This is a genomic window from Streptomyces anandii JCM 4720 (assembly GCF_014650655.1).
GTDB classification, from domain to species: Bacteria; Actinomycetota; Actinomycetes; order Streptomycetales; family Streptomycetaceae; genus Streptomyces; species Streptomyces anandii.
Genome location: NZ_BMVJ01000028.1, coordinates 15,216 through 23,954 on the forward strand (window position 1 = coordinate 15,216; position 8,739 = coordinate 23,954).

The window sequence follows — 8,739 nt, forward strand, 5'->3', positions numbered from 1 at the left end:
TCGCGTTCCACGCTCTGTGAGGCGCGGGAGGTCTCGCCGCGGGCGTAGATGTAGCCGAGTGGGAGCTCCAGTCCGGCCAGCACCAGCAGGGCCAGGGCGAGGTAGCTGAGCAGCAGACGACGCGTCATCCGGACGCCTCGGCGGCGGTGTGGTCGCCGGGGACGGTGAGGCGGAAGCCGACGCCGCGGGCGGTGGTGATCCAGCACGGGTCGCCGAGCTTGCGGCGCAGGGCGGCCACGTGGGCGTCGAGGGTCTTGGTGGGACCGAAGAAGTGCGGATCCCACACCGCGTCCATGATCTGCTGCCGCGAGTACACCGTCCCGGGATCCTTGGCGAGGAAGGCAAGCAGGTCGAACTCCCGAGGCGTCAAAGCGACCTGGCCTCCGGCGAGGTGGACCTCGCGGGTACGGCGGTTGATGGTCAGCCGGCCCAACACCTGTGCGCTGGCGGCCTGTTGCTGCGTCTGGGGTACGTCGACGGGGCCGGTCGGTGCGTAGGCCGGCGCTCCGGCACGGCGGGTGACCGCGCGGATGCGGGCGATCAACTCCCGTACGCCGAAGGGCTTGGCCAGGTAGTCGTCCGCACCGAGTTCGAGGCCGACGACGCGGTCGGCCTCTTCGCCCCGCGCGGTGATCATGATGATGGGGACGGTGGATCGGGCGCGCAGGCTGCGGCAGACGTCCAGGCCGTCCATGTCGGGCAGCCCGAGATCGAGCAGGACCAGGTCCGGGGCGGCCGCGCGGTCGGCGAGCCCGGCGGCGCCGGTGCGGACGTGGTCCACGGTGAATCCGTAGCGTCCCAGTCCTTCGGTGAGGGGGCCGGCGATTCGGTCGTCGTCTTCGATGAGCAGCAGCCGCATAGCGCCAGGCTCGCACAGCTGTGCCAGGGGAGTTGGAGGGTTCACGGGAAGCCGCCTGAGACCAGTGAGACGAAGGGGGGGCGACGGTGGACAAGCCGGTGCCGTCCGGCCGACGGAGACGGAAGAACTGCGTCGGCCGGACGACGGTGGCGGAACGAGGGGCAACGCCGATCGGGGGAGTCCGTGACCGGCGTCGCCGCTGTCCTCTCGTCCCTGGTCCTCTTGGCCTCTCTCCCACCCGGGAGCCCGGTCCTTGCTGTTACCGGACGCCAGGCTCGTCTGACGGTTGGCGCAGTCGGGCCGCGGTCCCTGCGACAGGGCGCCCGGCACCGCATTCAGGATCACCGTCTGGTCGGCGTCCGCAGGTGAGCAGGAGGTCTGCTCGGTCTCGGGCGGCAACCGATCTCTCCCTTGCGGTGGGCCGGCCCGGCCGTCAGCCGGCGTCCTCGGTCTCCTCGGTGCCTTCCTTCTTGGTGTCGGTGACCTTGAAGGACTTGTCGATGTAGACCTCGATCGAGGTGCCGTCCGCCTGCTTCACCTCCACCGCGTACATACCGGGCTTCTCCGCGTCCTCCTCCGACTTCACGACCGTGCCCGGGTACGCGGCCAGCGCGGCGGCCTCGGCCTTGTGCTTGATGTCCCCGGTCAGCGGCGGTTCGGTCTTGTGGTCGGTGTCGCCGTCGGCCTGGTCCGCCGCCCCGGTGCCGCCGGCGCTCTGAGCCTGCTGCTGGGTGTCCGCGGCCTTCGAGTCGGAGCCGGAGTCGGACCGCCGCAGGCGACCAGCGTGAACGCCAGCGCGGCAACGGGAGCGGCAAACAGGGCACGGCGGGGCAGAGGACGCATGGGGGTGTCTCCAAACACTGGGGGTCTTGCGAAGGCGGTGGAACCGGGCCTTCGGTGGATGACAACGACCCTAGGAACCCGATGTCGAGAGACGGCCCAGCAAACGGAGAGAGGCAGACCAGCAGAGCGCCAATGTTTCGCCGCACTCGCCGCTGTCCACCATGGGAATGAGCACTCAGCTCCTTGAGCCGCGCCGTGTTCGGTGCCAAGGCAAGGCGGCAGCAGCGGACTTCGCGCGCCGTGCAGCACCACGGCGGCCGGGAGGCCGTAGATCCGAGTGAGCCTTCCTTCGGTCTTGAGTACCGGGTCGTCCAGCGCGGCATCGGTGCGGCCCTGCCACAGCAGGACCGCACCGGTGTCACAGCGGTGACGGCCGTCCAGGCGATGCGCCGGCGCGGATTGGTGGGGGAGCCGGTGACCGGCGTCCGCCGGGGGCTTCTGGCCTGCACAAGCAGCTCCGGGGCGGGCAGCGCGAAGCCGGCGCAGTCCAGTACCCGGATCACCACGGTCGAGCGTCGATCTCGGTGAGGGAGCGCAGATCGAAGCATGGCAGTGCGATCGAGCAGGCGTTGAGCACAACGATCGCGAGGACCACTATGCCGATCATTCCAGCCCAGGGTGGTGTGCCTCAGGACGAAGCCGAGTCGCCGAAAGGCGGTTCGGGCCGTGGCGGGCAGCGCCGGCATGGGCGTCGATCATCACGGGAGTCGATCACCGCGCGGAGGTGGTGGCGGTCATTCGGTCAGTGCCTGGCGGATGCGGCGGGAGGGGGTGAAGGCGTACAGGTCCAGTACGCCGGGCGGGTCGGCCAGGCCCGGCCCGCCGGCCTCCACCCAGGCGGTGATGTCGCCCGCGGCGTCGGTGTCGTTGACCAGGCCCAGCCACACCGGCCGCCCGCCCGCCGCGCGGCCCGCCGCGGACGGCTGGACGACGATGACATTGCCGTGCTCGCAGGCGTCCAGGCAGCCGGTCACCCGCACCTGCGCCGTTTCCGCGAGGGATCGGCGCAGCTGGGTGAGCTGAGCGTCATGGTCCAGGCCGGGAATTTTGGGGGTCCCGCAGCAGCAGCCGCGGCAGATGGTGACCGTGCAGCGGGCCGGTGTCCCCGAGCCGGCGGGACCGGGCCCGCGGGTGCGGCGGCTCACTGGCCGTTCCCGGAGCGGGCGCGGCGCCAGGCGGAATCGGTCAGCAGGCGCAGACCGTTGAGGCCGACGATGACGGTCGAGCCCTCGTGACCGGCGACGCCGACCGGCAGCGGCAGCGTGCCGGCCAGGTCCCAGACGACCAGGCCGGTGATGAACGTCCCGGCGATCACGAGGTTCTGCACGACCAGGCGCCGGGCCCGGCGGGAGAGGGCGACGACGGCGGGGATGGTGGCCAGTTCGTCACGGACCACGACGGCGTCGGCGCTCTGAAGGGCGAGGTCGGATCCGGCGCGGCCCATGGCGATGCCGGTGTGGGCGGCGGCCAGGGCCGGGGCGTCGTTGACGCCGTCGCCGACCACCAGCACCCTGCGCCCTGCCTGCTCCAGCTCCCTCACCGCGGTGACCTTGTCCTGCGGCAGGAGACCGGCACGGACCTCGGTGATCTTGGCCTCGCTCGCGAGGCGGGACGCGGCGCGCGGGTTGTCACCGGTGACCAGTACCGGCGCCCGGCCGGTCAGGGCCTTCAGCGCGGTGACGGCGGCAGCGGCCTCTTCGCGCAGCCGGTCGGCGACGCCCAGGACCCCGACCGGGGCGCCCTCGACCTCGACCAGGACCGCGGTACGGCCCTCGTCCTCCAGCCGGGCGGTCACCGCGGCGGCCGGATGACCGGCCCGGCCGTCGGTGAGCCGGGCGGGGCTGCCCACCGCGACCGCCCTGCCCTCGACGGTGGCGGTAACCCCGACGCCGGGGGCGGAGGTGAAGTCCTCCACCGGCGGAATGTCCAGGTTCCGGGTGCGGGCGGCGTCCACGATGGCGCGGGCGAGCGGGTGCTCGCTGGGGTGCTCGGCCGCCGCCGCGTACCGGAGCAGGGCGTCCTCGTCCAGGCCGGAGGAGTCCAGCGGGCGGACGTCGGTCACGCGCGGGGTGCCCTCGGTCAGCGTGCCGGTCTTGTCCAGCGCCACGGCGTCGACTTGGCCCAGCTGCTCCATGACCACGGCCGACTTGACCAGTACTCCGTGACGGCCGGCGTTGGCGATCGCCGACAGCAGCGGTGGCATGGTGGCCAGCACCACCGCGCAGGGCGAGGCCACGATCATGAAGGTCATCGCCCGCAGCAGCGTCGGCTGCAACGCGGCACCGAACAGCAGCGGCAGGGCGAACAGGGCGACCGTCGCGGCGACCATGCCCACGCTGTACCGCTGCTCGACCTTCTCGATGAACAGCTGAGTGGGCGCCTTGGTCTCGGAGGCTTCCTCGACCATCGCCACGATCCGGGCGATCACCGAATCGGACGGATCACGCTCGACCTTCACCCGCAGCGCGCCGGTGCCGTTCAGCGTGCCGGCGAACACCTCGTCCCCGGCCTCCTTGGTCGCCGGCAGCGGCTCGCCGGTGATGGTGGCCTGGTCCACCTCGCTCGCACCGTCCAGCACCCGGCCGTCCGCACCGATCCGCTCGCCCGGGCGCACCAGGATCACATCGCCCACCGCCAGCCGCTCGCTCGGCACACTCTCCTCGGTCCCGTCGTCACCGAGGCGGGTCGCGGTCGCGGGTGCCAGATCCAGCAAACCTCGCACCGAGTCCGCGGTGCGGGCGGTGGCGATCGCCTCCAAGGCGCCGGAGGTGGCGAAGATGACGATCAGCAGCGCGCCGTCCAGTACCTGCCCGATCGCCGCCGCCCCCAGCGCGGCGACCACCATGAGCAGGTCCACGTCCAGCATCTTCTCCTTCAGCGCCTGCAGACCCGCCCAGCCCGGCTCCCAGCCGCCGCAGGCGTAGGTGAGGGCGAGCAGCGGTCCCCACGCCCAGGCCGGCGCGTCCAGCAGATACAGCGGCAGAGCGACCAGGAACAGCACCAGCGAGACGGCCGCCCAGCGCGCCTCCGGCAGCGCGAGGATCCGGGTGCGGCGCCTGGGCGCCACCGTGTCACGGATGGCGTCGCCGGCAGGTGCCAGACGCGTGAGGGGGGAAGACATCGAACCAGAATTCCTTCGAAACGGGGCGGACGGCGTCCAACGCCACCACCGTAACAGGAAAGAATGAACATCGATTCATGTGTTCATTCGGAGGCGTACGATGGCCGCATGGGTCATGGAGCCGCACCCCCCGCCAGCCGCGTCCCGCGCACCCGCCTCACCGCGGACAACGCCGCGAAGGTGGCCGCCACGCTGCAGGCGCTGGCCACCCCCTCGCGGCTGCTGATCCTCTCCCGCCTGCGCGAAGGCCCCCTGCCGGCGACCGAACTGGCCGCCGAAGTCGGCATGGAGCAGTCCGCCTGCTCCCACCAACTGCGCCTGCTGCGCAACCTCGACCTCGTCGTCGGCACCCGCCAGGGCCGCTCCGTCGTCTACTCCCTCTACGACAACCACGTCTGCGAACTGCTCGACCAGGCGCTGTACCACGTCGAGCACCTCCGCCTCGGCCTCAGCGACACCGCCGCCACCGAACCAGAACGCGAATCGGCGGGCGCCCCGCGCGTCTGACATCCCGGGTGTGGGCGATAGAGGGCCCGTACGCTGCCACGTTCCGACCACACGAGGTGCCCGCCGATGCGGCGGACCGGCATTCTCACCGGTGATCGGCGCCGGGATGGTGATGCCAAGAGGCCGGCCGCCGGCAGGACCAGCCGCCCCGCGCCGCCGGTCGTGGGCCGACCACGCGGCATCGGTTCGGGCAGCAGGTAGGTGCGGCTTCGCGGGAGGCCAGGACGAGGCGGACCCTCTCGGCGACCTTGTGGAGCCGGCCCGCGCCCGAGCCACGCCGACTCAGGGCAGAGGGAGCCGCATCCATCCGCGAGGCAGCCGCCTGCGCTCCCACTTCGCGCAGGAAAATGCGTGAACGCTCGCACCACGTCGTCGGCCTGGGCTATACCTGTGCCGTGACTGTGCCGAGGGACGTGGACGAGGTACGCAATGAATTACGCGCTGTTCTCGATCGGTGCGAGGTGTGGCTTCGCGCCGCGTCGGCCGCTCCTGAGACTCCGGCGGAATGGGCAGATGAGGCCCTCAGCGACGCGGGCACGATGACACGGCTGAGGACACGTGCGGCCTCAACACTGATCAACGTGGCGCTGCTGGGCGCCTTCTCCTCCGGCAAGAGCTTTCTTCTCAGTGGCCTGCAGGGCGGCCTTGAGTTGGTCGAGGTGCCGACGGCCGACGGTCACACGGCAGACAAGTTCGTGGGCCTCCTGCCTTCATCCCCTGTCCCCACCACCGCGTGTCCCGCCAGTGTGGTTCCGGTGGACGGCCAGTCCAACTTCGACGCATCGGGCACCGGCTTTCTCCGAGTGCGCTTCACGGATTCCGCCGACGACAGATGGGAGGAGGTGGGGAACTCCCCTGCCCCCTCTGTGGTCGCGGCGTATGCGATGCAGGATGCGGATGTGACCGACCGGCACAGGCCTCACCGCGGACGTGAGGTGGCCGAACTCGAGATCCTGCTTGCCAGCGCCAAGCTTCCGGCCAAGCTCTACGACCTTCCTGGGTATGGCTCCCCGAACCCGGTCCACGACATGATCGTCCGGACTGCGATGGCCGACGCGGACTGCTTCATGTACGTGTCGCATGCCAGCCGCACCCTCTCGGAACGTGACCTCGATCTGATCCGCTTCCTGTACGACCACTACCTGCTGTCCGGGAAGCGGGTGGTGTGGGTGGTCACCGCCATCGACGCGGCAGCCAATCTCGACCTTCGCAACGTCCCGGAGTGGAAGGCGACGATCGCCCGCAACAATGCTTACCTGCGAGAGAACTTCACGCTGCCGAGCGGCCAGCCGGATCTCGGTTTCATCGGCGAAGGCTTCCTGCCCGTGTCCCCCGCCCTGGAGGCACGTGCCGACAGACTCGGTGCGCAGGGAGCGGAGGCCGCAGCGCAGCGGCAGCGTGCCGAAAGTCGCATGGAGACGCTGCGCCAGGCGATCGAGGACCTGATCAGTACCGGGACCGGCGCCCGTCACATCGCCGCGGTGGCGACGGAGGCCCGGATCCTCGTGGCCCCTCGGCATCAGGCGCTCAGCGTGCGGCTGCGCGACGAACGCCTTGAGATCGACGAGCTCAAGGAGTTGCTCAAGAGCGAGCGGCAGCGACTGGAACTTCTCGACACCGCGTTGCCGCGCATGCGCGAGGACCTGGAGCGCAAACTTCACAATCGCATCGCGCGGACCGTTCGCCCCTTCACCCGGTTGGCCGCGCGTCTCCACGCGGAGTTGGACGATGCCATCAGGGCCACGGACCTCAACAAGCCCGCCAAGGCGAACCAGATCCAGGTGCTGAAGGCGCAGGCCCTGCGTACATGGATCGAAGGGCCAGCCGGTCCGGCGACGCTGTGGACGGAGGAGTTCGAGGGCTTCAAGAAGGACCTGGTCCAAGCGGTGGACCAGGTTTTCGGCGACAGGGATCTCGCGGGACGGCTTCCGGACTTCGCTCTGGACGTGAACAGCCTCTCGCTCCCCCAGCAAAGCCGGCGTTCGACCACCCGCCACGACGTGGTGCAGCGGGCAGCGGCGCTGGTCGGCATCGTCACACCCGTCGCAGCCAGCGGCGGCTGGCTGTACGGTCTGGCCGCAGCCGGCACGCTTTTCCCACCCGCCGGCTTGGTCGCCGGGGTCGCCGCTCTGGTCTACCTCGGTGTCCAGCGCCGGAAAGGCAGGATCAGTTCGCTGCAAGTTCTCCAGGACGAGTGGATGAGCGCGATGGACGCAGAAGTCGCTGCGATCAAGGAGCAGTTCACGCTGGCAACAAGCGTTCAGGGGACCGATGTCATCGATCACCTGATGGATAATTTGGCGCAATATCGGGAGCAGCTCGAACAGTCCCGCGACCGAATCAGTGAGCGCATCACGAACCCTGAGAACCAGGTTCGGCAGGAACTCATCGACCAGCTCGAACCGCTGTGCGCCGAGGCGGACACTCTCGTCGCGTCCCTCCGGACTTTGGAGGCGCTCTGACCGTGCGACGACATGGGACCCGATTCCGGGACACCACACATGGCGTACCGCGGCAAGCCGACGGCACCAGCAGCCCCCGAGCGAGAGGCGGTATCTGCCGTAGCGGCTCGGTAGCTGGAAAACCGTGTACGTCATGAGCACCAGCCCCACTTCCGCGATCCCCGCGCCCACCACCGCGGTGCCCGCGTCCATTCCGGCCGGGCAACTGTTGCAGGACGTGGCTCCCGACATTGCCGACCGTGAGCCGATGATGCGCGGCGCAGGGCACGGCCGCTGAAGCGCTTCGCGCGCCTGGGGTCTTGTTGGTAGCGACGTACTGCCGCACGAAGCTCACGTTGCGGCAGGTGGCACCACTGTTCGGAGTTTCGAAGTCGCTCCCGATGCGAGCGTCGGACATATGAGACAGCCTTCAGCTCCCGCCGGTTTCGCCGCCTAGCAGTTGTTGTATCGAGGCGAGGTCTTCGTCGACCAGGTCGCGACGTGCCCGCGGGCCGCACGCGCGCAGCAGACGGGCGAAGTCGGCTGCGGCGGTGGCGATACGTTCCCCCAGGGCGGGGCCCGCTTGGGAACCGAAGTCGCTGGTTGCGGCGTAGACGGCCCGTGGTGAGACGATGGCGTGCAGATAGGAGAACATGGGGCGCAGCGCGTGTTCGAGGACCAGGGAGTGTCTTTCGGTTCCGCCGGTCGCGCCGATGAGGACAGGCATGTCGGAAAGGGCCTGCGCCGGCAACACGTCGAAGAAGGACTTGAACAGTCCGCTGAAGGAGGCGTTGAAGGCGGGCGTGACGGCGATGATCCCGTCAGCTGCTGCGACCGCTTGAAATGCGGACTCCAGTGCGTCTGCTGTGACTCCGGTGAGCATCGCGTCCATGATGGGATGGCCCAGGGGGCGGAGTTCCACGAACGATGCCTCGGCATGGTCGCCGAGCTGTTCGAGTTCGCCGGTC

9 protein-coding genes and 1 pseudogene are annotated in these 8,739 nt (G+C 69.9%); 5 read left to right on the forward strand and 5 right to left on the reverse strand.

Annotated features, from left to right (window positions below):
• Window positions 1–124: 124 nt before the first annotated feature.
• Both IE249_RS31880 and IE249_RS31885 read right to left on the reverse strand, forming a co-directional pair.
• Window positions 125–859, reverse strand: coding sequence for a response regulator transcription factor (locus tag IE249_RS31880; RefSeq protein WP_189710453.1), 735 nt, complete (start codon window positions 857–859; stop codon window positions 125–127).
• Window positions 860–1,292: 433 nt separating this feature from the next.
• On the reverse strand, window positions 1,293–1,445 hold the full coding sequence (locus tag IE249_RS31885; RefSeq protein WP_189710455.1) for a hypothetical protein: 153 nt from the start codon (window positions 1,443–1,445) through the stop codon (window positions 1,293–1,295).
• Window positions 1,446–1,885: 440 nt separating this feature from the next.
• Between IE249_RS31885 and IE249_RS31890 the strand changes: the two genes are divergently transcribed.
• Window positions 1,886–2,230 (forward strand): hypothetical protein, encoded by a 345-nt coding sequence (locus IE249_RS31890; RefSeq protein WP_189710457.1) that lies wholly within the window; start codon window positions 1,886–1,888, stop codon window positions 2,228–2,230.
• Window positions 2,231–2,436: 206 nt separating this feature from the next.
• Here the strand turns inward: IE249_RS31890 and IE249_RS31895 are convergent, their stop codons facing one another.
• The gene (locus IE249_RS31895) at window positions 2,437–2,847 is read right to left on the reverse strand and encodes a (2Fe-2S) ferredoxin domain-containing protein (RefSeq protein ID WP_189710459.1); all 411 of its coding nucleotides are present in this window, start codon (window positions 2,845–2,847) and stop codon (window positions 2,437–2,439) included.
• A complete protein-coding gene (locus IE249_RS31900) occupies window positions 2,844–4,823 on the reverse strand; it encodes a heavy metal translocating P-type ATPase (RefSeq protein ID WP_189710461.1) in 1,980 nt (659 codons plus the stop codon). Before IE249_RS31900 ends, IE249_RS31895 begins: the two co-directional genes overlap by 4 nt.
• 108 nt (window positions 4,824–4,931) lie before the next feature.
• On the opposite strand from IE249_RS31900, the gene IE249_RS31905 reads away from it, so the two are divergent.
• The 4 genes and pseudogenes from IE249_RS31905 to IE249_RS40180 form a co-directional block, all read left to right on the forward strand.
• Entirely contained in the window at window positions 4,932–5,330 is a 399-nt protein-coding gene (locus tag IE249_RS31905; protein ID WP_189710463.1) for an ArsR/SmtB family transcription factor, read from the forward strand.
• 581 nt (window positions 5,331–5,911) lie between these two features.
• The gene (locus IE249_RS31910; RefSeq protein ID WP_189710465.1) at window positions 5,912–7,792 is read left to right on the forward strand and encodes a dynamin family protein; all 1,881 of its coding nucleotides are present in this window, start codon (window positions 5,912–5,914) and stop codon (window positions 7,790–7,792) included.
• Window positions 7,793–7,925: 133 nt separating this feature from the next.
• Window positions 7,926–8,069, forward strand: a complete 144-nt coding sequence (locus IE249_RS31915; protein WP_189710467.1) for a hypothetical protein — start codon at window positions 7,926–7,928, stop codon at window positions 8,067–8,069.
• Between the two features lie 19 nt (window positions 8,070–8,088).
• Window positions 8,089–8,187, forward strand: a pseudogene (locus IE249_RS40180) (helix-turn-helix domain-containing protein); the annotation flags it as partial.
• A 14-nt stretch (window positions 8,188–8,201) separates the two neighbouring features.
• On the opposite strand, the gene IE249_RS31920 reads toward IE249_RS40180, so the two are convergent.
• Window positions 8,202–8,739 (reverse strand): CE1759 family FMN reductase (locus tag IE249_RS31920; protein ID WP_229859714.1); only part of this gene is annotated, 538 nt, incomplete at its 5' end.

Excerpts from the sequence above, each read along its gene's own strand:
- IE249_RS31905 (WP_189710463.1), top strand. The coding sequence starts at position 4,932 with ATGGGTCATGGAGCCGCACCCCCCGCCAGCCGCGTCCCGCGCACCCGC.
- IE249_RS31880 (WP_189710453.1), bottom strand. The coding sequence starts at position 859 with ATGCGGCTGCTGCTCATCGAAGACGACGACCGAATCGCCGGCCCCCTC.
- IE249_RS31915 (WP_189710467.1), top strand. The coding sequence starts at position 7,926 with ATGAGCACCAGCCCCACTTCCGCGATCCCCGCGCCCACCACCGCGGTG.
- IE249_RS31900 (WP_189710461.1), bottom strand. The coding sequence starts at position 4,823 with ATGTCTTCCCCCCTCACGCGTCTGGCACCTGCCGGCGACGCCATCCGT.